Annotated in this window: 25 protein-coding genes and 1 riboswitch; of the genes, 2 read left to right on the top strand and 23 right to left on the bottom strand. The window is 41.9% G+C overall.

Features of this window, described 5'->3' with window-relative positions:
* The first annotated feature begins 65 nt into the window (after positions 1-65).
* The gene (locus ACQRBH_RS11760) at positions 66-734 is read left to right on the top strand and encodes a phosphatase PAP2 family protein (RefSeq protein ID WP_347375766.1); all 669 of its coding nucleotides are present in this window, start codon (positions 66-68) and stop codon (positions 732-734) included.
* Positions 735-792: 58 nt separating this feature from the next.
* On the opposite strand, the gene ACQRBH_RS11755 is transcribed toward ACQRBH_RS11760, so the two are convergent.
* From ACQRBH_RS11755 to ACQRBH_RS11690, 14 genes are all read right to left on the bottom strand, one after another.
* The gene (locus ACQRBH_RS11755; RefSeq protein ID WP_427761845.1) at positions 793-1,944 is read right to left on the bottom strand and encodes a double-cubane-cluster-containing anaerobic reductase; all 1,152 of its coding nucleotides are present in this window, start codon (positions 1,942-1,944) and stop codon (positions 793-795) included.
* Between the two features lie 106 nt (positions 1,945-2,050).
* Positions 2,051-3,796 carry an A/G-specific adenine glycosylase gene (gene mutY, locus ACQRBH_RS11750; protein WP_427761844.1) on the bottom strand — a complete coding sequence of 582 codons (1,746 nt, stop codon included), beginning with the start codon at positions 3,794-3,796 and terminating at the stop codon, positions 2,051-2,053.
* A 14-nt stretch (positions 3,797-3,810) separates the two neighbouring features.
* Positions 3,811-4,743, bottom strand: a complete 933-nt coding sequence (locus tag ACQRBH_RS11745) for a molybdopterin-binding protein (protein WP_427761843.1) — start codon at positions 4,741-4,743, stop codon at positions 3,811-3,813.
* Between the two features lie 36 nt (positions 4,744-4,779).
* Positions 4,780-5,253, bottom strand: coding sequence for a cyclic pyranopterin monophosphate synthase MoaC (gene moaC, locus ACQRBH_RS11740; RefSeq protein ID WP_347375763.1), 474 nt, complete (start codon positions 5,251-5,253; stop codon positions 4,780-4,782).
* Positions 5,234-5,761 carry a molybdopterin-guanine dinucleotide biosynthesis protein B gene (mobB, locus tag ACQRBH_RS11735; RefSeq protein WP_427761842.1) on the bottom strand — a complete coding sequence of 176 codons (528 nt, stop codon included), beginning with the start codon at positions 5,759-5,761 and terminating at the stop codon, positions 5,234-5,236. Before mobB ends, moaC begins: the two co-directional genes overlap by 20 nt.
* Positions 5,743-6,948: a molybdopterin molybdotransferase MoeA gene (locus ACQRBH_RS11730; protein WP_427761840.1), complete on the bottom strand. Its 1,206-nt coding sequence runs from the start codon at positions 6,946-6,948 to the stop codon at positions 5,743-5,745. The genes mobB and ACQRBH_RS11730 overlap by 19 nt, the downstream gene beginning before the upstream one ends.
* Positions 6,941-7,528: a molybdenum cofactor guanylyltransferase gene (mobA, locus tag ACQRBH_RS11725; protein ID WP_427761838.1), complete on the bottom strand. Its 588-nt coding sequence runs from the start codon at positions 7,526-7,528 to the stop codon at positions 6,941-6,943. The genes ACQRBH_RS11730 and mobA overlap by 8 nt, the downstream gene beginning before the upstream one ends.
* A gap of 60 nt (positions 7,529-7,588) precedes the next feature.
* Positions 7,589-8,005, bottom strand: a complete 417-nt coding sequence (locus ACQRBH_RS11720) for a 4Fe-4S dicluster domain-containing protein (protein WP_427761837.1) — start codon at positions 8,003-8,005, stop codon at positions 7,589-7,591.
* Complete coding sequence (locus ACQRBH_RS11715; protein WP_427761835.1) at positions 8,002-10,074, bottom strand: molybdopterin-containing oxidoreductase family protein; 2,073 nt, start codon at positions 10,072-10,074, stop codon at positions 8,002-8,004. Before ACQRBH_RS11715 ends, ACQRBH_RS11720 begins: the two co-directional genes overlap by 4 nt.
* Positions 10,075-10,089: 15 nt before the next feature.
* A complete protein-coding gene (locus ACQRBH_RS11710) occupies positions 10,090-11,757 on the bottom strand; it encodes a DUF4091 domain-containing protein (protein ID WP_427761833.1) in 1,668 nt (555 codons plus the stop codon).
* 23 nt (positions 11,758-11,780) lie between these two features.
* Positions 11,781-12,602: a carbohydrate ABC transporter permease gene (locus ACQRBH_RS11705; RefSeq protein ID WP_235233231.1), complete on the bottom strand. Its 822-nt coding sequence runs from the start codon at positions 12,600-12,602 to the stop codon at positions 11,781-11,783.
* A gap of 10 nt (positions 12,603-12,612) precedes the next feature.
* Positions 12,613-13,500, bottom strand: coding sequence for a carbohydrate ABC transporter permease (locus ACQRBH_RS11700; RefSeq protein ID WP_235233232.1), 888 nt, complete (start codon positions 13,498-13,500; stop codon positions 12,613-12,615).
* A 49-nt stretch (positions 13,501-13,549) separates the two neighbouring features.
* Positions 13,550-14,851: an ABC transporter substrate-binding protein gene (locus ACQRBH_RS11695; protein ID WP_427761832.1), complete on the bottom strand. Its 1,302-nt coding sequence runs from the start codon at positions 14,849-14,851 to the stop codon at positions 13,550-13,552.
* Between the two features lie 104 nt (positions 14,852-14,955).
* A complete protein-coding gene (locus tag ACQRBH_RS11690) occupies positions 14,956-16,005 on the bottom strand; it encodes a uroporphyrinogen decarboxylase family protein (protein ID WP_427761831.1) in 1,050 nt (349 codons plus the stop codon).
* Between the two features lie 189 nt (positions 16,006-16,194).
* Here ACQRBH_RS11690 and ACQRBH_RS11685 point away from each other — a divergent pair, with 189 nt between their 5' ends.
* On the top strand, positions 16,195-16,806 hold the full coding sequence (locus ACQRBH_RS11685; protein WP_347375755.1) for a peptidylprolyl isomerase: 612 nt from the start codon (positions 16,195-16,197) through the stop codon (positions 16,804-16,806).
* Positions 16,807-16,896: 90 nt separating this feature from the next.
* Here ACQRBH_RS11685 and ACQRBH_RS11680 read toward each other — a convergent pair whose 3' ends face one another.
* The 9 genes from ACQRBH_RS11680 to ACQRBH_RS11640 form a co-directional block, all read right to left on the bottom strand.
* Complete coding sequence (locus ACQRBH_RS11680; RefSeq protein ID WP_427761829.1) at positions 16,897-17,766, bottom strand: uroporphyrinogen decarboxylase family protein; 870 nt, start codon at positions 17,764-17,766, stop codon at positions 16,897-16,899.
* A 10-nt stretch (positions 17,767-17,776) separates the two neighbouring features.
* Positions 17,777-18,802 (bottom strand): uroporphyrinogen decarboxylase family protein, encoded by a 1,026-nt coding sequence (locus tag ACQRBH_RS11675; protein WP_427742641.1) that lies wholly within the window; start codon positions 18,800-18,802, stop codon positions 17,777-17,779.
* Between the two features lie 14 nt (positions 18,803-18,816).
* A complete protein-coding gene (locus ACQRBH_RS11670; protein ID WP_427761827.1) occupies positions 18,817-19,467 on the bottom strand; it encodes a corrinoid protein in 651 nt (216 codons plus the stop codon).
* Between the two features lie 18 nt (positions 19,468-19,485).
* A complete protein-coding gene (locus ACQRBH_RS11665; protein ID WP_427761826.1) occupies positions 19,486-20,421 on the bottom strand; it encodes a CobW family GTP-binding protein in 936 nt (311 codons plus the stop codon).
* Between the two features lie 81 nt (positions 20,422-20,502).
* A riboswitch (cobalamin riboswitch) is annotated at positions 20,503-20,680 on the bottom strand.
* Positions 20,681-20,728: 48 nt separating this feature from the next.
* A complete protein-coding gene (locus tag ACQRBH_RS11660; protein ID WP_427761825.1) occupies positions 20,729-21,826 on the bottom strand; it encodes a uroporphyrinogen decarboxylase family protein in 1,098 nt (365 codons plus the stop codon).
* Positions 21,827-21,838: 12 nt separating this feature from the next.
* Positions 21,839-22,756, bottom strand: a complete 918-nt coding sequence (locus tag ACQRBH_RS11655; RefSeq protein ID WP_427761823.1) for an AEC family transporter — start codon at positions 22,754-22,756, stop codon at positions 21,839-21,841.
* Positions 22,757-22,867: 111 nt separating this feature from the next.
* Positions 22,868-23,701, bottom strand: coding sequence for a MetQ/NlpA family ABC transporter substrate-binding protein (locus ACQRBH_RS11650; RefSeq protein WP_235233242.1), 834 nt, complete (start codon positions 23,699-23,701; stop codon positions 22,868-22,870).
* A gap of 63 nt (positions 23,702-23,764) precedes the next feature.
* Positions 23,765-24,433 carry a methionine ABC transporter permease gene (locus ACQRBH_RS11645; RefSeq protein ID WP_235233243.1) on the bottom strand — a complete coding sequence of 223 codons (669 nt, stop codon included), beginning with the start codon at positions 24,431-24,433 and terminating at the stop codon, positions 23,765-23,767.
* On the bottom strand, positions 24,433-25,434 hold the full coding sequence (locus ACQRBH_RS11640; protein WP_427761820.1) for a methionine ABC transporter ATP-binding protein: 1,002 nt from the start codon (positions 25,432-25,434) through the stop codon (positions 24,433-24,435). Before ACQRBH_RS11640 ends, ACQRBH_RS11645 begins: the two co-directional genes overlap by 1 nt.
* Positions 25,435-25,436: the final 2 nt, after the last annotated feature.

The raw sequence follows: 25,436 nt of genomic DNA, 5'->3' as shown, positions 1-25,436 counted from the left end.
CATGTTATAATCCCTGTTGAACCAGGAATATGATATGTTAAGAGGCTTACAAAGGGGTCATGTTTATGAAAGCCATAGAGAGGATAAAAAAAACAGCCAAGAAATATAGTCATGCATGGGTACTTTTATATGCATTCATCTATATGCCTTGGTTTTTGTATTTGGAAAATAGAACCGGAGTCGATTACTTTTGGATTCATTCACCATTGGATGACTATATTCCTTTTGTAGAATATTTTGTCGTTCCATACCTGTTATGGTTCATGTTTATTATTGCAACTGCCACATACCTGTTTTTTACAGATAAAAAAGGATTCTATCGCTTTGCCGCATTTTTAATTACCGGTATGACGCTTTTCCTGATTATCTGCACAGTATTTCCAAATGGTCAGCACTTGCGTCCGACTACATTTGCAAGAGATAACATCTTTGTTGATCTTGTAAAATATGTCTACTCAAAAGATACTTCAACGAATGTACTGCCAAGCATCCATGTATTCAACTCCATTGGCGCATGTATTGCAATTGCTTATGATGAACGTTTGAAGAAGCATCGTCCGATTCAATGGGCTGCTTATATCCTTGCTGTTCTGATCATTCTGTCAACAGTATTCTTGAAGCAGCATTCTGTAACGGATGTAATCGCTGCCATCGCGATGGCATGCATTATATATCCATTTGTATATGCAACACAGGAACGGAAAGTACCAAAGCTTTCTCATCAGCCGATCTAAATATATGTATAATAAAATGCCAGCCCTGCATCATGCAGCAGCTGGCATTTTTCATATCTTAGAGCATCTCGATAAATGCTGCAATTCTTGTATTCAACTGACCAATGTCTGCCTGGGAATAGTCTGTCTCTACATTGATATAAGGAATTCCCTTCTTTTCATTGACAAATCTGCGGATTGCCAGGGTCTCCACATTGTATGTATGACAAGCCTGAAGTGTCATCTCCACAACGCCGTCAGCTTTGTACTCGTCAATCAGTCTTCCGAGAAGATCCAGACGGTTCGGATTTGGAGTCATAACAGAACATCCAATATTCAGATAACGTCTTGCCAATGCATCATATACATCTGGGTTCTCTTCGTCTACCAGTTTATCAATAGATTTTGCACCGCTGCAGTTCTCAAAAGCAACAACGACACCGCCATTATCTTCCACTGCACGGATGACCTTTTCTGTAGCTCCACCGATTGGGCATCCTGTAATGACGATACGTGGTTTTTTCTCCAGCATCTTTCCTTCTGCATACTCTTTTTCAATCTTTTCAACCAAAGCATCTGTCTCTGCCGGAATTGCTTTTCTGTCAAATTTGAATCCACTTCCGTACAATACTTTAAACAGGTCATGTCCCGTGATTGGAGCCGGATCATGTCTCATCACTTCATACAGTCGCTTCAGAGATCTGCGGACTTCGTTATTGACTTTAATGGCCTCTCTTACATCATCCTCCGTAATTGTAACATCGAATTTTTTCTCCAAGTATTCTTTGAAACGAATAATCTCACTCTTCCATAATTTTAATGATTCTTCACTCTGAGTATTCGGCAACTCCATAATAAATATATCCTTGAACTCAGACATATACTCATACATCTTCTTCTTGCCGTCACAGGTTGTCTCTCCGACTACAACATCTGAAAAATGGAAGAAAGGACATTTATCCGTCTTGGCGAATCCATAGCTAGACTTGATCAATGGACATAGATTCTTTGGCAGATCCTTCTCTGCATCTGGAATTGTCTCATCTGAAGTGGAGCATAAGCCTACAGTAGCTGCCCCCATAGCCATTGCAATCTCTTGTGGAAAATACGTGCAATAAGCTCCTACTACCGGAACTCCCTGATCTTTTAACTTCTTTACTGCCAGAAAAGAATTCTTTCTCTGTTCTGCAAATTCTTCAAATACCTCTGGCAAATCTTTGATAACTTTCATTACATTTCCTCCTTAATCATCACTCAAAACTACTATTATCATACCACTTCCACAAAACAAGCTAAAATCGAAAATATTGATAACAGCATTTATATATAGTTGTTTTCTATATATCCTTTTTTATGCCCGCATAACGGGTATATGCTTCAAATGCAGATGGAATGGAATATTTCTTCTCTATCTCTTCTGGATGAATAAATAAAAATGCTTTTTCATTGGTTTTCTCTAACTCATCTACAATAATCTCATATCCTGACATATGCCATTCTATATGACTGAAAATATGCTTTGCATCTTCCAGCTTCTTTATCCGAACTGGCATAAGACCAATCTTTTTACTGTAGGCCGTCACTTCCTCCATCGTCAGGTGACCTTCTTGGTTCGGGAATTCATAGAGTCCGGCGAGGAGACCTTTGGAAGGTCTTTTTTGAATGGCAAGCTTTTCTCCGTCCTTGAATATAAGTACCGTCTTGTCTTCCATCTTACGTGCCTTTCCTTTGCTTTTTACCGGAATCTCCGCTATCATACCCTGTTTTCTTGCCTCACATAGATGTGCGACTGGGCACTCGGTACATTTTGGTTCCCCATTAGGCACACAGACAAGTGCACCCAGTTCAATCAATCCCTGATCAAAATCGCTGGCTGCCCCCTCTGGAATCACATGTTCCAGTTTCTCTTCTATCTTACTTCGCACGCTTTGCTTCATAATATCTTCTCTGCTGCCCATCAGTCGGGAAATGACTCTCAATACATTGCCATCTACTGCGGGTTTTGGAAGTCCAAAGGCAAATGCACTGATAGCACCTGCCGTATAATTTCCAATACCTTTCAGAGAACGAATCTCTTCAAAGGTGTCTGGGAACTGTCCCTGATAGTCTATCATAATCTGCTGTGCAGCCTTCTGCATATTTCTCACACGATTATAGTAGCCCAGTCCTTCCCAGAGTTTTAATAACTGATCTTCTTTTGCTTCAGCCAGATCTTTCACCGTTGGCAGTTCTCTTAAAAAGCGTTCATAATAAGGCTTTACTGCCTCAACCCGCGTCTGTTGAAGCATAATCTCTGATACCCACACGCGGTAAGCATCCGGATGATTTCTCCAGGGAAGATCACGCTTGTTCTTTTGAAACCATGTGACAATTGGAGATACCATCTCATATAACGCAGGATCTTCTAATACTACCGGAACTTTATCTGCAATAGCAATTCGGTCACTGGAGACCTCACAGTCATATGCCAACACATGTACTCCTGCCCTGGCGGCATCTCGAAGCGCCTCTCCAAACGCCGGATGTGTGTCCATATTCGGAGTAAAATACCGGACATCCTTCATCTGAATCACGAAGAACACATAAGCTTCGTATCCTTCTTTGACTGCCGCCTTCAACTCTTCCACATGTTTCACCGCCCGATCGCTCGGCGCATCCGGAAAGCGTACAACACCATCTTGCTCCAGCGTCACGCCCTTTACTTCTATAAAAATCCGTTTTCCATCTGCCTCGACATACAAATCGAACCGAGAATTGCCATACGTAAACTCCGGCTGTATTCTGGTAATATTTTCAAACAAATGACCTGCTTCCAGCCATTCTTTTACTACCTTATTCGGAATCTGGGAATCCATATTGACCATCCGGCTGCCTTTCTCTACCGCAATCAGATCCCATTTCGTCTTCCGGCCAGGATTCTCTGATTCCTGTAAATATACTCTTACCCCTGTCTGAAGTAACTCCGCACAGCGTCCGGTATTCTTCACATGGACCGTCTCTTTCCTTCCTTCTATCTCTACATATGCAATAAAACGATTGGGACGTTCTAAGAACGTCCCTGGTACCATACGATCATATATCATCTGTACTCTACTCCTCACTTCCCTCCACAATCTGAAGTATCGCCCAATAGAATCTGTATCCCATGCTTCAGATGTGGCAAGATATATTCCAGGCTCTCTCTGACTGCCTTTTTACTTCCCGGGAGATTCACAATCACCGTCTTATTCCGAATGACGGATGCTCCTCTTCCCAGCATTGCTCTTCCAGTAATCGACAAAGAATACATACGGATTGCATCTGCGATTCCAGGTGCATTTCTAGTCGCCACTGCCATAGTAGCCTCTGGTGTCCTGTCCCTCTCGGAGAAACCTGTCCCTCCGGTGGTCAATATCAGGTTCACCTGTCTTCTATCTGCCAGCCGAATTAATTCCTGCTCAATCTGTTTCTGCTCATCTGGAAGAAGCAGTCGTTCCACCACGCGGTATCCGGCATCTTCTACCATCTCACAGATCAGAGGCCCGCTCGTATCCTCACGCTCTCCCTGCGCACCCTTATCACTCAACGTAACAACTGCCACTGTGTAACGTGTATCCGCCCTTTCTATGATCTTCATCTCGTCTCCGACAGAAATGGTACCGCCACAAATTACTTGGGCGAACACTCCCTGCGTCGGCATGATACACTCTCCCATCTTCTGATAGATCTGACAATGCGTATGGCATTCCTTTCCAATCTGGGTCATCTCCAGTATCACATCATTACACTGGAAGGTAGTTCCTACCGGTAATTCTCTAAAATCAAATCCTTCGACCACCAGATTCTCTCCAAACGCACCAGATTCTACATCCGCCCCTCTTTGATTAAATTCATCTATCTTCTCTGCGGAAAGCAGACTTACCTGTCTATGCCAATTGCCCCCATGGGCATCCCCACAGATTCCAAATCCCTCTTCAAACTGTGCAGTTTCCACATTTACTTTTTGCATTCCTCTTCGGTCGCTGATGCAGACCGCTCTTACGATTCCCATGCCTCTCCTCCTAATCTCAGACATTCCTCTGCTTTATTATAAGATATGGATGTCACCACTCTTGCCTCCTGTCTTCTTACACAGATGAATGTCCCCGATTTCCATACGTTTATCAATCGCTTTGCACATATCATAGATTGTCAGAAGCGCCACACTGACTCCTGTCAATGCCTCCATCTCAACCCCTGTCTTTCCTGATACTCTTACCGTACAGACAGCCTCCACCTCATAGCTGTCTCTTAGCATATGAAAGTCAATCTCGGACTTTGTAATCGGGAGCACATGGCATAACGGAATCAGATTCGATGTCTGCTTTGTTGCCATGATTCCTGCAACTCTGGCAACTCCTAATACGTCTCCTTTTTTGGCAGTTCCACTGACAATCGCTGCATATGCTTCCGGACTTACCTTGATTCTTCCACTTGCGACCGCCTCTCGATCCGTCACATTCTTCTCCGTTACATCTACCATAATGGCATTTCCTTTTTTATCAAAATGTGTCAGTTCCATATTTTCCCCCCATATCTATCATCTTTTCTAATATCAGATCAATCTCTTCGAATCCTGCCGTTGGTTCTGCATATTCCTCCGGCCCCCAATCTGTTACGATCAGAAAGCGCCCTGCTGGATTCGATACCGGATCATGGGATATCTCTTTTCGAATAACTTCCATCTTAGGATAGCTGCTGTTTTTTAAACCTTCCATCAAGATTACTTCGGCTTCTGGAAATTGACGGATCAATTCTTGTTCCTGTTCCCCACAGCCTTCCTTATGTACGGATATCCGACGATCAGAAAACACAGCAGTTCCATAGGCACCGGCCTGATGAAAACGGTAGCTGTCTGTTCCCGGAACATCACTTATGAAATCATGCCCGTCATGCTTTATAACGGCGGTCTTGATCTTCCGTCTTGTCAGCTCTTCCACCAGCTTCACAAGCAGTGTAGTCTTCCCAGAGTTCTTCACTCCGCACACCGCAATAATCATCGGCCTTTTTTCTATAACATCACGACCCATACTCGATCTCCTTTATTCAATCGCTCGGTTCCTGCCGGAATCTCAATCATACAATTACATCCACACATGGAACTTAAGATTCCAGAGGCATTCGATCCGTCCGCAATCCTTACATATCCATTATTATAATGCGCACGTACATATCTTGTCACGCTACTTTTCTTTGGAAATTCATTCTCAGCAACTGCATGTACTCGTTTCAGCTGCAGATCAGTCCTTCCAGACATCTTCGCCAGAACCGGACGGACCAGAAGTTCGAGATTCGCTGCTGCACCATACGGATTTCCAGACAGGCATATCAATAATTTACCATGATACTGCGCACATAATGTCGGCATTCCCGGCTTGATGGCAATTCTCCAGAATAGCTTCTCACAAGACAGTATTTCCAATACTTCATGCATAATATCCTTTTTCCCGACAGATACTCCACCTGTTGTGATGATAATATCCGCTCTCTCTGCTGCCTGTTCTATCTTCTTTGCCGCAAGTCTGGGGGCATCTCCTACACGCTCCCTGCAGGTGACATCCATTCCCCAGGACAACAATCGGGTTCCCAAAGTATAGAGATTGGAATCATAGATTTTCCCAGGAGATAATTCTTCACCCGGAAGCAGGATCTCATCCCCAGTCGTAAGCAATGCAACTTTTACTTTTCTGTAAACGGGTATCTGCTCCATGCCAAGGCTTGCCAGAACTCCTGCTTCTACCGCGCCAAGCATCGTCCCTTCTGACAAAAGTTTCTGCCCTGCTTTATAGTCTTCTCCTTCCATGCAATAATTTTCATAAGGACGGATTTCCTGATAAACTGCGACCACATCTTCACCATAATCGGTATCTTCCTGTCCTACAATACAATCTGCTCCCTCTGGAATCAAAGCCCCTGTCATAATCCGAACAGCCGTGTTCTCTGACACATACTCTCTTGCCACATGCCCTGCAGTCACTTCTTCCAACACTTTAAGATATACCGGATGCTCTCTGGTCGCTTCCTTTAGATCTTCACTTCGGACTGCATAGCCATCCAAAGGAGAACGTGGAAACGGCGGCTGATTCCTCGTCGCTGTGATATCTTCCGCCAGAACTCTTCCAGTGACATCCCACAAGACGATCTTTTCAGTCTCCTTAATCTGCTCCACTCTCTCAAGCAGAAGTTCCTGTGCCTGCTGCAAACTTAATCTATTCATACTCTTCTCCTCTTGTCAACATTCGATATTCCGCAAGTGTATTAATATTCAGAAGCATCTTTCTTATATCCGGGTATTGTGATACTTCTACAAAATAGACGGGCATACGTTTTACCGCATCTTTTACACGATAATTCCCAATCTGAATCTGTTGTTCCAGTATCTTTGCCGCCTCTTTCCGATAAAGAGCTGCTAATGGATGCATCTTTCCTTCTGTTAACGGAACAACGCCAAAGCTTTGAGGCTTCAGAAACTGTTCCAGAAAATAATATAGTTTCATCTCAATCAATGGCATATCACAAGGCGCCGTCATTATAATCTTATTTCTGCTGTTTTGAAGCCCTGCATGAAGACCCCCTATCGGACCACACCCCATATACTTGTCTAGCACAATCTTACAGCCTTTATATTCTTTATGGACTTGATTCCCATAAGAAATCCAGATATTCCGGGCCTCTTTCTTAAATTCATTAACCAGACGGTCTACAAAGGACTCTTGCCGATACATGAGATTTCCTTTATGAATTCCATTCATTCTGCTGCTCTTTCCGCCTGCAAGGATCAACCCATCAGCCTGCATCTTTATCACCTCCATCTCTGTAAATAATAAGGAGTTCCGCTTACGGAACTCCTGGGGCCTTTATTCTATTGTCAGAGCTTTTGCACAGCATACCCTGACGCAAGCCGGCTCTCTTCCCTGCCGAAGCCGCTCGATACAGCCGTCGCATTTTTCCATCTTGCCATGTGCATTGTATCGTATCGCCTGATTCGGGCAGACAGATTCACAAGTCCTGCAGCCAATACATTTCTCCTGATCGACAAGTACAATATCATATTCTTCCTCTCGATAAATTGCACCAGAAGGACAGGCTTTCATACACGCTCCACACTGAATACATCCCACGCAGACTTTCTTCTGCAATCCATCTTTTACACTCGTCTTAATTGTTCTATAACTATAAGCGTCCTCTGCCTCCGGCGGATTATGTTCTGCAATACATGCCACATAACAAGCATAGCAGCCAATACATTTTTCCTGATTCAATCTCATCTTCATGACTCTTCTTCCACTCTCTCAATCCTGCAAAAATAACTTCTGTATCCCGGGAAGCCTGATATTGGATCGAGATAATCTTTCCCAATCAATTCATTGGCATCTCCCTTTGGATTGCCATGATAGATATTGACCACTCCCGGCTTTCCTGCAATCGTATAGGCAGCAATTCCAACCATCTCTCCAGATGGCGATACTACTTTTACAGTTGCTCCGTCCTTAATATGATATTTTTCCCCATCCTCAGGATGGATCTCTACCAGTGTTGCTTTCTCTATATTCGAAAGCCATGCCATTCGATAGACTCTTGCATGGAAAAATTGTGGTTTGCGGTTGCCCGTGCTTAAAATCAATGGATATTGATTCCTGTCTATCTTCGTTTCCGCCCGATAATCATGGTATACCGGAAGTCCTTCATAGCCATGACTTTCCCGGTATCTCTCCAATACCAGCGACTTCAGCCCCACTTTTCCGGACGGGGTATGAAGAGGTGCTGCTTCATAGGTCTTCACCGCTGGCGGGAACAGATTCTTTCCCTGCATTCCCTGCGGATGATTCTTCAATTCTTCCAGCGTAAGGCCGGATGGTTCAAGAATATGCTGCATATATGCGTCATATCCATTCTCCAGGGCTTCATCCTTTAATCCCATTTTCTTCAACAGATCTATAATGATCTCAATGTCATTTTTCGCTTCGCCGACTGGTTCAATGGCCCGATTCGAAAGATAGAATCTTCCTCCTTTTCCAACGTGCACTTCTTCTCTCTCGTAAGAAGTACATGCCGGAAGTACCAGGTCCGCGGCATTCGAAGACTCTGACATAAATAATTCCACATTCACATAGAAGTCCAGCTTCTCGAGCGCCCGCTGAAGATGTTCCGGCTGCGGCCACATCCGATGGTTCAGCCCCATCGCAAATACTGCTTTGATTGGATACGGTTTCTCTTCTAATATGTAATCCGCGAGCTTTGTACACTGTGCTTCATCACAGGACAGATCGAACCACACAGGGAACTCCTTCTGCCCGATTGCTTCGATTCCATCGAAACGTCTGACCCTGCCAAATTCATTTGCCAAAGAAGAGGGTCCCGGCTGTGTCCGGTTTCCGCCTTCCACGTCATAATTACCGGTAATCGCAATCAGCGAAAATACCGCACGGTAGTTCTGCACTCCGTTTATATGATGTACGATCGGTGAGGCAGAGAACATTACGCTTGCCGGACCATTTCCGGCATAAGTTCTTGCCGCCAGACGAATCTGATCTGCCGGAACTCCGGTAATCTTCTCAGCCTCCTCCGGGACAAAGTTCTGTACATACTCCCTATATTCTTCAAATCCATAGACATAATTCTCTACGAATTCCTTATCATACAATCCCTCTTCCAGGATGACTTGTGCCATGGAAAGGGCCAACGCTCCATCCGTTCCTGGAATAAGCTGCAGGTGAATATCTGCATCATGAGCCGTCACAGAATGTCTGGGATCCACTACAATAATCTTAACGCCCCTTTTCTTCAGCCCTTGATAGGTCCCACTCATAGGCGTATTAGAATGGTATAGATTCGAACTCCAGACCAGAAGTGTCTTCGCATTCTTCATATCCGGTCCACAGATCCCGTTCCCGTACAATGAACGCCATGCAAGGGCTGCTGCCTGGAAGCAGGTACTGGATTCCGTGCAATAATTAGGAGAGCCAAATGCATTTGCCAGACGCAATAACGCTGGCCGGTACCATTTCGGATATCCTGCATAGAATACAACTGATTCTGGTCCGGATTCCTTACGGAGCCGCAGGAGATTCTCGGCAATCATCTCATACGCTTCCTCCCAGGATATACGTTCGAACTTTCCCTCTCCTTTTTTCCCTACACGCTTCATCGGGTATAAGATGCGGTCTTTGTTATATACATATTGCTTAGCTGCTGCCCCTTTGGCGCACATGCCGCCAGACTGCATGGGAGTATTACGTGCACCTTCTACGGATACCAATTTTCCATCTTCAACATAGGCATCCACTTCACAACAGCTGCCACAAGTAGAACAACTTGTTTTTACAACTTTCATCTCGGACATATCTCGCCTGCTTTCCTACTTTTTACTCGTATATTTTGCAATCTCACGGTTTACCCTGTTACGCAAGGTAATCAGATACATATCTGATTTCGGATATTTCTTAAAGGTCAACGGCTCTGCCAATTCCCCTTCTATCAATTCCATGACATGTTCCTTGCTGGTCAGAGATTCCAGCAGTTCTAATGCACGTAAATCCGTAAGGGCCTCATAATGAACCATCATACGGATGGATTCTTCTGGGAAACCATCTGCGCCAGGATATACCAGAAATGGATCTCCTGCCGGAAATGCATTATCTGCATCTGTCACTTCATATGGATTGATATGTTCAATCGAGAACTGACTATTGTAGAAGTTATAACCCCAGTGCAGGATTCCGATAATATCATACTTATAAAGCTGCAGGCCATAGATCCGGTTCCTTGCAGACGGCATGGACATAAACCGGTTGCTGACTTCATAGAACTGTCCGGTGCAATAATAGGTCCACATATCTGTAAGCCCATGCTCCAGAAATTCTTCAATCTCGTTATTTCCGGGAATTGGCTTATCAATCAATCCATGTCGGTAGAATTCATAATTGGACAGTGCATCAAATGTATAGAATCCATCCAGCATATTTCCAAGAGATTCCTTTGCTGCCTTATAGCTTTCCAGATCTTCTTCTCGAGGTTCATCTGAGATATGGAAATACGTCACATCTGCAATCTCCCATTCCCGAAGCTTCGCGATCAGTTGTGGCAGAAAACTCTCCAGGAATCGGGTATATTCCCCCACTGCCGGTGTATGCCAGCCGAAGATCTTCTCTTCCCTGCCATCTACCATAGCAACAACTTTCGGTGCATACTTTGCTCCCCACTGGGAGAATAAATGTGACATCTCAAAATACTCGATTCCACACTTCTTGCACAGATCAATCCAACGCTTCATCTTATCAAAGCCGAAATAATATTCTCCATCTTTTACTTCTACCTCGATCAACTGAGTTGTTGTACGCTCAAGTCCGATCGCAGTATCCAGAGGGGATGTAAAAAGGGGCGTCAGCATCATGTTACAGCCACGTTTTACATACTCATGAAAATAATTCTCCAGAATCTGCCAATGCTCTTCCGAGAACACTTCTACTTGATAATAATCCGCCAGGCAGTCGGCATGCATCCATTCTGTATGCATAATGGTCTGCTTTGGCAGAGTGACAGCATATATCGTCAGTTTTTGCACAACGGAGCATACTACTTTTCCTTCTTTTACAAGCTGAACTTCTATCTCATATTCTCCGGCTTCTATCTCTTCCGTCACCTCTACATCTACCCAGAGACTTCTCCATTGATTGGAACATACGATTGCTTTACCGTCCTTCAGGTCTCTTAGGAGATCCGGATACAAGCCAGAAATTGTCTTCAGATAATTATCATCTACAATTCCATTGGTCGCACGTCCGACCGGGACCTGCTCTACAGTTCTCACACGCACATGCTCTGCAATTGGTGACACAACTTGAACTTCCAAGCGCTCTCTCATAAAGAAGTCTCCTGTGTAAGCCACCTGGAAGGACACCGTCTCACCCCAAAGCGCACTTAACACCTGGCATTCTGGACGATATATCGGAGTCTCGTCCTGAAAGACCTTCACTAAAGAACTAAGTAGTTTCATTTCATATTTGATTCCTGTTTGTCTGTGCATCTCTTTTCCCCTCGTTTCATTTACTATCCTTTCATACCACTTAAAGTGATACCTTCTTTGAACTTACTCTGCATAAACAGATAGAATATAAATGGCGGCAGAAAGTTCACAACTGCACATGCCATCGTAAGACCTACGTCTGTATTAAACTGAGTCTTCATCATACTTAATGCCAACGGCAAAGTCTTCATCTCCTGCTTTGTAGATGCAACCAATGGCCACAGGAAATTGTTCCATGCTCCCACAAACGTAAAAATCGCCAGCGCAAGAACTGAAGACTTTACTAACGGCAGGACCACTTTAAAGAATATCTTCAGATTGCCACACCCGTCAATCTTTGCAGCATCAATCAAATCAGCCGGGACATCCAGAATCGCCTGACGCATGATAAACACACCGAATGCCGTAGGAAGCGGCAAGATTAATGCCCTGTACGTATTCAACCAGCCCAGGCCCTTTGTAATTAAAAACAAGGGGACAATGATAACTTCTGACGGAACAACTAACGTCAGAACCAAAAACAGGAATATCTTATCATTCCCCTTAAAATTCATTTTTGCAAATGCATATCCTGCCAATGAGCATACTGTAACGGTCAGAATCACTCCGGCAACCGCTACAAACACACTGTTAAAAATATACCTTTCAAAGTTATTCATTGCGAATATCTTCTGGTACTGTATTAATGATAACTTATCCAGCGAAAAATCAAAATCATAGGCATTGATCGTAGATTTAAAAGACATCATGAACATATATACAAACGGAAATATGCTTACAATAATAATTACGATCAAAAGTGCGTCTGATATTATATTTTTTAATCCTTTTTTTACTAATTCCATATTTCCCTCGCTATATCTCTGAAGCTTCTCTCTTTATCATACCACGCTGTAGTAATGCCACAATCAAAATTACAATAAACAAAACATTCGATATCGCCATCGCATATCCTGCCGAACCCGAACTAAAGCATTTCGAGTACGCATATACAACCAGCGTTGTCGATGCATTGTTTGGTCCTCCTCCAGTTAATGTAAAGATCAAGTCAAAGCACTGCAGGGAACTGGTTATGGATAAAAATACACCCATGATGATGGTCGGCTTCAGCATAGGGAGCGTAATCATGAAAAAGCTCTTCGTTTTGCTTGCACCATCTACTTTTGCTGCCTCATAAAAGCTGTCGGATATTCCTAATAATCCGGAAGAATATATAACAACATAATATCCTAACGTCTTCCACACCGCCACCATTGCAACGACTGTCAATGCCGTCTTGGCATCTCCCAGCAACATCGAAGGTTTTATTCCGAATAATCCAAAAAACTTCTCTATGATTGGAAGTTTTCCATTCAACAATTCTCTCCATACTACACCAACAACAGCGTTAGAACAAAGCACCGGAATAAATATAATACTATTAGCAAGCTTTCCAAGAAACTTTTTTCGATTCGCCACCAGAAACGTTGCCACCACAATACTCAATATCGTCTGTAACGGTACAATCATAACCATTAACTTAATTGTATTCTTCAATGCTTTTATGAATTTGCTGTCCGACATTAATTTCGCATAATTTTCGAATCCACGAAATACCGGTTCACTCATAATGTTGTATTTGGTAAATCCAAGTACAATGGATACTATTACCGAACCAATTACGAATGTGATCAAAATTAATGCAATCGGCAAGATATAACAATATGGTTCTATCTTTTTTATACTTCTTTTCTTTTTCTCCATAGTTCCCTTTCAAAAGAAATGCCCGCATTCAAGCGGGCATTTCTGTCAATTATTCTTTATCTGCCCAATATTCATCCAGCAGACCATTCGCATATTCTTCTGCTTCACTTAGTCCGTCTTCTACTGTTAATTCACCAGACATAATTCCCTGGAAATCAGCAGATAACTGTGTCAGGATATCAACACCACATGGACCAACCTGAAGTCCGTGCCACTTATCTTTATCTTCATTGTAGATCTTAGCCATCTTTTCATCACCAACATATGGCTCACTCTCTGTAAGTGCAGCACCCGGGCATTTTGCATGATACTGTTCCATAAAATCAGAACCAGTTACATACTTGATGAAATCCATTGCAAGGTCCTTGTCATCAGCAGCAGACATCAATGTCAGACAATCTGTAGCACCAAAGGTACCAAAATCGACATTTTTAAGGGAGGTTACAAAATCCCAATTCAGTTCCGGATAAGTCTCTGCAAATGTTGTTCCATCTGTCTGAGAAGAACGATAGATACCAAAAGCAGATTTTCCTTCTCCAAAGATTGTGCTGAATGCATCTGCCCAAGAATAAGACATGAAGTCTGGATTCATATACTGAGTCATATCTTTCAGCCAAGTCATAGCCTCTACACCTGCATCGTCTGCAAATGAAACAGATTTCAGATCATCATTGTAAATCTGTCCGCCATTCTGCCACAATGCCCAGTAATAATATGCATTTAGGATCTGCATTGCGCCGACATCGCTGGTATTCATACCGCAAGCCAGTCCAAACTGATCAATCTCTCCATCTCCATCTGTATCCTGTGTTGCCTTCTCACAGATACGTGCAAAATCTTCCCATGTCTCCGGAGCGCTTTCGCCTAATTCTGCAAGAATATCTTCATTATAGTATAACACAAACGGAACACCTGTAACTAATGGCCATCCATATTGTCCGTCCATCATATATCCATTACTCAGATACTTATACTCTTCTTTATCTTCATCTGTTACATAATCAGACATATCTTCTACAGCACCTGCATCAATATATGTAGGGAACATCTCGTTATACATATAACCAACATCAGGGCCCTCTCCGGCATTTAGAGCAGTTGTATAAGTCTCTTCATATTTTTCCCATGGAACAACTGTGATGTTGACTTTGCAGCCATTCTCTTCTTCCCAGTCTCCCATCAGACCGCCCCAATTATTCTCAGTATCATCATCAAGTGGCGGAACCCATACTTCCAAAGTCTTTTCGGCAGAATCTGACTTACTTGAATCTCCGCCGTTATTTCCACAGCCTGCACATAATGTCGCAATCATGGAAACAACCAACAATGCGCTTATTAGTTTTTTCTTCATTTACATATCCTCCCTTGTATAGTTAGTACAATATAATCCTAGCATTTTGGGCAGGCATACGCAAATTCATTATCTCAATGAATGGGTTTATTTATTCAAAAAATCTATATGTGATTTCTTGCCGCTCCCATAAAATAATCCACCTGTTCCGGCGCCGTAGTCTCCGGGATATCACATCCTGTTGCCAGATGAAATCCTTTCTTCGCAAGCTTTCCAATATTCACACAATGCTCTACTGCCTGGAATATCTCTTTTTTGCTTCCGTTCATCACAATCTCCACCGGGTCAACATTTCCTGCAATTGGGATATATTCTCCCAACTCTTCTACAGCCTTCTCCAGATCAATGATATTATCCAGACTCAGTTCGTTTAACTCATATTGCCGCAGGTATTTCCAGATACTGTATGTCGAACCGCACATGTGAAGTGACACTTTTCTTCCAGTCTTTTTCAACGCATAATCCGTTAATTCTTTCGTATACGGATAGATGAATTTCTCATACATTCTCGGTCCGATCAATGCCGGATTGGCAACTGGATCAGCCATTGCAATTCCCATCCCATATTCGGCAGCCACGTCTATACAACTTTTCTGACTATCGGTAATTATTCTCATTAACCGTTCAATCTGTTCTGGACATTTCCGACAATCACGAAGAAGCAATTCCACCCCCCGCAGATTCGATGCAATTGTAAATGGTCCACCTATACTGGCTTCAATCGGCACAATATCTGCTGCTTCTTTCTGCAGAATATCTGCTTCCTTCGCAAATGTCTGGATTCTCGGATTCTTCTTTGCATCTATGGGATTCATATCATCCAATTGATCATATGACTTCAAAAAAGGCGCATCTGCATAAGGAAGTCCCTTTTCCGGATATACAAATCTCCCTCCCAACGCTTCCGTGATTCCCCTGGTATTTGGTCCGATCGTAATCCGGTCATACCCATATCTGTTAAACGCAATAACTTCGGCATCTGCCATCTTCTGTGGATCATGCCAGAAATCCCAGACTGTAATTCCTGCAAGACTGCACTTCAGTTCACCCATAAAAGGAACACAGGGAACTCTGTCATAATCTCTTCCGGCTGCGATTGCTTCCGCTCTTTCCAATGGCGTCATCTGATCCGCTCTATGTTTTACCGCTCTCATTTCATCTCCGCCTTTTCATTCATATTGATCTGTATCTTCAATCTTCTTTATTCTAGCCGATTTTAGACATATTCGCAATTGGCAAATATACAGTCTTGATTTGCATTATTTACCTTCACATTTTATAATATTAATATCAGGGACGAAAATCCTTAATCCCATAAAATTTACGAAAAAGGAGATAAACTTATGAATCCGACTGCTACGATATATATGGCAAACCAATCTCGCATCGTCATTGAACTCTTACCTGAGACTGCACCGAATACAGTATCCAGCTTTATCTATGCTGCCAGCCATGGTGTCTTTGACGGCCACCCAATCGAACGGATCGTTCCCGGACACTGGGTCGACATCAGTTATACCGGATTTCGAAAAAAAGAAGGGCAATATCTGATTCCTTTTGAATATGAACTTCATCCAGAACTCACACCTCTGGACTCCGAGGTCGGATGCGTATGCATGGGCGGATATGATGATCTTGGTCAGGCAGGCTGTGAATTCTTCTTCCCCTTACGTCCTTGTCCGGAACACAAAGGACACTATCCAGTCTTCGGGAAAGTGATATCTGGAATAGAAGAAATTCTCCGCCTGGAGCACGTCGCAATCCGTCCGGTTGACGATTTTCCGATTCCTGGTCTTATAGTGAATACTCCTGTAGAACCAGAGATCATCGACCATGTAGAATTAGATCTAAAAGGCATCACTTATCCAGATCCGATTCGCATAAACGAAGGTGTCATGACTCCTTCATGGGCACAGTTCTGGGAACGTCACAGCGATACGAACTCTCATGAATAAAAGCATCTATATTTGATAATAACAAAAAGGCTGTCAATGGAACGTTTCTTTACCTGATTCCAGACAGCCTTTCACACCCTTAAACCTACTCTACATCAATTTCACTTCTTTAAAGATACCATTACTCATATGATATCCCACATTTTTAATACACATCTGACCCGCGAATTTTATCTGACCAGTCATCTCAATGCAAGCCTCTCCATATGACATCGACCCGGATAATTTCCGGTCAACCAACTCTGCCTTATCCATTCCGAGCAGCGCAAATGTTGTCTTCGGGCACAACAAGATCAAGGTCTTATCATCCGCAATTGCTTCTGCTTTTTTCAAGAATTCATAAGTAAATTCTTCCACGACTTGTTCTGCCATCTTCGGTCCCAGAATATTTACACCGCCGGAAGAATCTGCATAACTGATGAGATCTACATCATACTTTTTAGCTTCTTCCATGAATTTTAATATCTGATTACCGAATTTCCAGAACACTTCTTTCATAATCTCCGGTTTTTTGCGCCATCCTTTGAACACATATTTTGCATCTATCAAAACATTCAGAATCGTAAATGGGCCGGATACCTGGAGAACCACATGTTCTCCCTGTTCACGAAGCGCCTTGCAGGCAAGCAGAACTTCATGGATCCTTCCCTGAGAAAAATCAATTTCCGGTAGTTCCAGCAGTTCTTCTACTGCAGTACAGATATATTCTTTTGCCCGTGGTCCGGTCGTCTCATTTCCATAATTAATGATGCCGCCCATTGCTTCTGCCTCAACGGTATGGCAAAATGGCAGTTCACAGAAAGAAGCATTATCATGCTCCTTCAATGCTTTTGACAATTTTGCCATTGTATCCCAGTGCATATATGCATCCGGGAACGTAAGGTCAAGTCCATCGGTTACTTCTCCACTGATTCCTACTGAATTATCATAGGTACAGTGAAAATCTTTGATGTCTCCCATAATAATTCTCCTATCCGAACAATACTTTTTCTGCATCCTTTGCAGCTCTGATTGCTGCCCTCATGTTCTCATCCGGCGTTGACGGCGGTACGTCGCAGTCTCCGCTCAAAATAAACCGCCCATCCTTTGCAGCATCCATACATTCTTTATAAGAGAACTGGTACACTTCTTCTTCTGTTCCTTCCAGAAGAACAGAGACACAAGGGATGCTTCCCATTAATGCTACCTTATCTCCATATTCTTCTTTGATCTTCTTAGTACTGGTATCAGAAATATGCCAAGCATCTCCAGACTCATTTAACACTAGATCAAATCTGTCATCATATAATCCACAAGTATGCAGCACGATTGGTGCTCCATCGTCTTTGATTCTCTTTAATGCACGAATATTACTTTCCGAAATACATTTTTCATAGGATCTTCTTGAAATGCAATATCCGCCGAAGTTCGGTGTCGGGAACCACAGGAAATCAACCCCGGCATCCGTAAGTACTTTACAGGACTCAACGACTGCATCTTCTACATAATCAGAAATTGCACGGAACAATTCCGGATTCTTTACCATCGCTTTAAATGCCGGTTTTGCTCCCATTAAGGTAAATGCTACCGCCGTCGGTGTATGTACGATTACAAATATAGGCTCATCCGGCTCTTCTTTTCTCATCAATTCAATCGTCTTTAAAACGCCTTTTAATTCCATACAATCTTCGGCTTTGTATGGACGTAACTTTTTGATATCCTCTAAGGAATGTACGACATCATCGCCATCGCCAACGATCTTTCCCTCGCTGTTCGGCAGATGTCCTCCCATCATACGTGCAATTCCGCCATAAGCTCCTGCACATAATCCATCATATCCAAGTTCACGTCTGGTACCGACCATACATTTTGTAAGCTTCTCTGGATTCGTCAAAGCCTCAGGCATCGTATATCCATAACGGGCAACCGGAAGTGAAAATGCATTCATAATTACGGGAATCCTATCGGCACCTTTTCCTTCCAAAATTGCTTTTACCGCTTCTCTTTTTCCCATCATAGTATTCTTCCTCCTTATGCTGCCCCAACTAATTTCTTTGCAAACTCAACTGCTTCAATTGCACTTCTGGTATATCCGTCTGCACCAATGCGTTCTGCGAACGCCGAAGATACCGGTGCTCCACCGACCATAATCTTGACCTTATCACGAAGTCCTGCTTCTTTTAACTTCTCAATGACTGTAGCCATGCCCGGCATTGTCGTAGTCATTAACGAAGACATGCACAAGATATCTACATCATTGTCTCTGATATAGTCCACGAATGCATCCAAAGGCACATCTCGTCCCAGATCATGAACATCGAATCCTCCAGTCTCCATCATGATTCTTACCAGATTCTTTCCAATATCATGAGTATCTCCTTCTACAACACCGATTAACACTTTACCAATACTAGTGTCTTCTGTGTCTGGCAGATATTTTTGGAACTCTTCGATTCCAGCATACATTGCATCAGAACATACAATCAGCTCTGGCACAAAGTATTCTCCTTCTTCATACATGGCACTGGCTCTCTTCATTCCATCAACCAGGCCTTCCAGCATACCTTCCTGTGGGTCATAACCACATTCAATATACTCTTTGACCACATCTACAACTTCCTCATCCTCCATATCAAACACACAGTCTGATAATTTCTGCAACAACTCTTCCTTTGCCTGCATCTTGCTTTCCTCCTTGCATTATATAGAAAACAGCTCCCAAATCGCTGTTTCATTCAAATTACATCCTATAATAATAATCTTATCCACTTTCGTCCCTTTGACGGTATCCGAGATATCTGCCACTTCCACAATGGATGGTGTAAAATCAAAATGCAACACTCTTCCACCCCCTGCTTTTACAATTCCTTTGGCACGCAGGACTTTTCCATATTTTTCATCCTTTAATCCATACAACGCCTTCTCTAATTCATGAGCAGTCATTTCTCTGGCATTTTCTATTGACATACTGGAAAATATCTTATCTGCTGAAGCCGGCGACATCATTATCTCTTCCATATCGTCTTCCGGATCATTTTCATAATCTTCTGACATATCCAAAAGCTCTAACAAGGCTGCACCTTCCATCTTACGCCAGTCATCTTCATATATAACAGCATCGGGATTTACCTCTCTAATCTCCGAAATCAATCGATTCTTTTCCTCTTTTGACACCTGTTCCAGATGACTCAATAATATAAGTCCTGCATTTTGAATCTGATCCAGGTAAAACGCACCGAAACCATCTATATAATCTTCAAACTCCGTAATATCTAATATTACAATCAATTTGGTAATTCTAAGATCTATTCCTTCCTTTTCTTTTGCCCGGCCACAGGCCTTTACAACATCTGTAAGCCTTCCCACACCAGAAGGTTCAATAACAATCCGGTCCGGATGGAACTGTTCTGCAAGTTCTTTGATTCCTTTTTGGAAATCTAGCGCCAGACTGCAACAGATACATCCTGCATACAATTCTTTTACTGGAAGATCCCCCTGAATCAATTCTCCATCAAGTCCCACATCCCCAAATTCATTCTCAATCACAACGGTATTTCCACCAAGTAAGGGAAGATACTTGTTTAAAAACGTTGTTTTCCCTGCTCCCAAAAACCCTGATACAATCTGAATCTCCATCTTCCACCTCATATTACATATTTTGCAAAAGAAAAACGGTGCAGAAAAAGCAGCGTAAACACACTGCTTTCTCCCCACCGATAAGCTCGTTCATATATAGCAGGTCTCCTGACTTAACTTCTCTCTCTAATCCTTACCTTCCCCGATGTTCCGAGTGGCACTAAGGCTATCGTCTATCTTACAGTAGAGCGGGCTGTTCTGGACTCTCACCAGATTCCCTTTTCAATGCCTATGCATCACTATATATGTTACTACTCATATGGTAGCATAAAATATCTTTTCATCCCAATTGATAATTTCAATGGTATTATAGATTATTTCTATTATTTATCATTCCCTTCGGCATACATCCTTTTTTCGCCCCTCTTCCGTAGATTGCTGCCGCATTCATGAATGCAATCATATTCTCTTTCGGCGTTCCTACCGGGGTTGTACATCCAGGGCATAGATTATATCCGCAAGGATTATCGCCTGCATCTGCAATACATTTTTTTACATGTTCTTCAATATCTCTAACCGTCCCATTTCTCAGTACATCTACCGGCATTAGATTACCGCTGATAGCAATTCTGTTGCCATAACCCTCTTTCAATTCTTTCAAGCTCTCACAATTATCTACCCAGAATCCTGAAACACCGGCATCAACCACTTCCTGCCACCGGTCTTTTGTATGTCCACAAATATGAATAGACGTTGCTCCCTGAAATTCGTTCAATCTTTTAACAGCCTGTTTCAGATAAGGCACAAAGAATTCATTAAACTGTCTTTTACTTAAAAGATCCCGAGAAGCCATTGGCTCTGATAACATAAACTTAATTCCCAGTTTCTGATTCATATCTCTGCAGCACTTCACAATACAATCTGTGCTATATTGAAGAAGTCGATGTGCACCTTCTTTATTTTTCACTGTTGCTTTTAAGAACGTTTCTGTTCCAATCAGACTGGCAGCTGTTGTAAGTGGACCTGCAAGACCGCTGCCAAGAACCCGTTCTGATCCGAATCTTTCCTGTAGCCGTTCAAACGCTTCAATAATAATGGGGAATCTTCCGTCTTTTTCCACATTCACCAACTCCATGTTCTCCACATCTGAAAAGCTTTTTAATGCCGGTTCTAAAATATAAGACACATTTTGCTTTGGATACTCTAGTTTCGTCCCTAATGCCTCTACCAGTGTTCTTAGTCCTAATCCAATTCCCATATTATCTGCATGGAAATCTTCCGCCAGACGGCTCTCTACCTCTACCATCAAATCTGCCGAAAAATAATATTTACTAATAGGAATTCCATATAAGGGCGGCACAGTCTCACTTGCGCTAAGAGAGGTCGGGATTCTATCTACTTCCTCTCCTTGTGCATAAGCAATTGTACGTTCCTTTGGGGTCATTTCTAATTTGATCAATTCCATTTTTATTCCTCCCTACGCGCCACAAAACAGCATCATAAGCGGCACTGTTACAATTGATATAATCGTCGACATTGCAAATAATTCTGATGCATATATGGCATCTTTTCCGTAACGAAGTGCGAACAGGCTTCCTGTCACTCCCACTGGGCAGGCAGTAGCCAATACAATAACCGTCTTAACCGTATCTTCCACCGAAAACATTTTCAATAGTCCAATTAATAACATCGGCATAATGATTAATTTTACAAAACTCAGCCAATACAACCTTTTTTTTTGAAATGTATGCTTTAAGTCTGCCTGTGCAATATTAATTCCCGCTACCATCATAGCCATCGGCGTATTCATATTTGCAATCATTTCTAACGGTTCCTCAATAATCTTCGGCATCCTGATCTGTATAACAAAACAAATTACGCCCAATACAATCGCAATAATCGTGGGTGATGTGAATACCTTTTTCACTGATCTGAGATTCATTTTCCCAGACATCACAATAATTCCATGCGACCACAATAGGAAATTTGCCAATGCCACATATGCTGTCATATAAAAAACTCCATCTTCGCCAAAAATGGCCTGTGCCATCGGAATTCCAATAAACCCGCAGTTAGAATACATAAGCGCAATGTGTTCCACTGCTGCATAATTTTTCTCCTGTTTGCATACAACTGCCTTACATATACACCATATAATTCCAAATGCAATCACCGACAGCAAAACAGAAATACATAATCCTGATGATAATTCCTTCGTAAAATCTTTTTGAAATGATGTAAATAACAGAATCGGTGTAAAAAGTGTCAGTACAAGATCCGACAATTTTTTGTTAATCTCTTCATCTACAATTCCTGTTTTATAGCCGAATACCCCCACTAATGCGAGAAATACCATAACCAATGTCTTATATAATGTAATCGATGCTAATCCCACAACCTTCCTCCTTTTCACCTTCCCAGGCAAACACACCTGTATTTAACTGGGAAGACGAAAAGGACAGCCAATAACTGTCTGCCCCTTTCCTCCTACCATCATTTAAATTCATTATTCCCAGCATGGAATCTGTGTTCCCTGTTTTTCTGTTTTAAAATACTCAGCCAGGTCATCACACTGAACAACTTCTGCAATCTCTTTTGCCCATTCAGCATCTTTATCTTCTTTTCTTACAGCAAATCCAACAGCATAAGTATCATTATCATCGGACTGGCAAAGATATCCTTCTGCAGAAAGTCCTGCATTTACCATATGACCAGCTGCAAGGCAGATTGCATCAGCATCTCCCAATGACTGTGGAAGCACAGACATCTCAGCTTCAATAAACTTAAAGTTATGAGGATTTTCTTTCACATCGTACATTGTAGGAACTTCAACAGAATCATCCAATGTAATTAATCCTTGCGCTTGAAGCATATTCAGACCACGTGCCTGATTTGTTGCGTCATTACAAAGACCAATAGTTGCTCCATCTGGAAGCTCTTCCACAGAATCCCATTTATTAGAATACATTGCAAATAAAGGATAGAAAGTTTTTGGTTCAATCATAACAAGATCTGTTCCATTTTCTGCATTGTAACTTTCCAGATAAGGGCCATGCTGATACCAATTCATATCAAGGCTTCCTTCTGCAAGTGCTACATCTGGCTGAATGCTGTCATCAAACACACTTTCTTCCACTGTATATCCAAGAGCTTCAATCTCATCTCTTACAGCTTCCAGCTGATTTACCATATCAGCACGAATTCCAATTTTCACAACTTCTTTCTTTTCTGTAGATTCAGCAGCTGTGTCTTCACTTGAAGACTCTTTGCTTCCGCATCCTGCAAGCATTACTCCTGCCATAGCTATAACAAGAATGGCACTTAATAATCTTTTTTTCATAATTACCTCCTAAAATATTAATATATCTAAAAACAGAATTATTCTGTTTTTATTCCATTATCTTTATTTTAACTTTTTATAAATCCAGTCACCAAAATATTGTATAATTGCAACCAGAACAATTAATATTGCACAAATCGAATACATAATCTGCTGATTAAAATTCTGATATCCATAAGTAAGCGCCACTGCTCCTAATCCGCCCGCTCCAACGGCTCCTGCCATGGCTGTTGCTCCAAGCAAATTAATAATCGCAAGACACAATCCAGAAATAATAGATGGTACTGATTCTTTTAACATTACTTTTATAACAATCTGCCATTTTGAAGCTCCAAATGACTGTGCTGCTTCAATTAACGCAGGATCAACTTCTTTAAAGCTATTTTGAAAAATTCTTGCCATAAATGGTGTACATGCAACGGTAAGCGGAACCAATGCTGCTGTATCTCCTATAGAACTTCCCACAATCAGTCTTGTAAATGGAATGATAGAAACCATCAATATAATAAATGGGAAAGAGCGTATTGTATTCACGATAAAATCTAGGATCCTATTGATTACAACATTTTCATATAATCCGCCTTTTTCAGTCACAATCAAGATAACCCCAAATACAAACCCTAAAATTGTTGATATAAAGCCTGAAATCAAAAGCATTTTCAAAGTATCAAAAAATGCCGGGACAATAATCATCTGACAAATCTGTGCAAATGTAAAATTTTTTAATGACATTATTCCTCTTCCTCCTCTTCCTCATCAACGACTTCTAATTCGCGCCAATTAATCTGTTTCTTATCTAAATACTCAGTGACTTTCCCAAAGTGCTCATTATCCACATTGATAACGAAGATTCCCATACTTTCATTTTGATATTCTTGGATTTTCCCGTTCAGGATTGGAAATACATATCCTAGATCAGAAGACATCTTTCCAAACAATTCTCCGTCATGAAGATCATTCACCATATGTGCAATCTGAAGGTTATGCCCAGTCTTCGGCAAATATACTTTTTCTTCACCTAACAGTCTGCGAAGTGACTTCGGCTGTTTAATAAATATATCTTTTACTGTTCCTTCATCTGCAATCTTACCATGTTCCAAAATACAAGCCTTATTGCATGCCTTTCTAACCACTTCCATCTGATGTGTAACAATAACAATCGTAATTCCAATTTTCTGATTAATTTCCATCAAAAGATCCAGTATAGAATTGGTTGTCTTCGGATCTAATGCTGATGTTGCTTCATCACAAAGGAGAATCTGCGGATCCATCGTCAAAGCTCTTGCGATAGCAACCCTTTGCTTCTGACCTCCACTTAAGTTTCTAGGCTTTGCATTCATCTTATCCGTCAATCCAACTAATTCTAATAATTCTTTTACTTTTTTATCAATTTCCTCTTTTGAATATTTCCAGCATTGCATCGGAAGCGCTATATTCTGATATACCGTTTCTCTTTCCAACAAGGAGAAATGCTGAAATATCATTCCTACATGTCTGCGGAATTCTCTTAATTCTTTCTCTTTTAATTGATTAATCTCACATCCATTTACTACAAGGCTTCCTTCCTGATAGGAAGTCAGTCCATTAATACAGCGCAACAATGTCGACTTTCCCGCTCCACTTCGACCAACCAAAGCATAGATATCACCATCTTCAATTGTCAGATTAATATCTTCTAGAACGCTGCTACCATCATCTTCCCATACTTTTTTTAAATTCTTTATTTCAATCAATT

This window comes from Bariatricus sp. SGI.161, assembly GCF_050313695.1.
Taxonomy (GTDB): domain Bacteria; phylum Bacillota; class Clostridia; order Lachnospirales; family Lachnospiraceae; genus JAFBIX01.
Note: the sequence above shows the minus strand (reverse complement) of the source record. Positions and strands in the feature narration are given on the sequence as shown.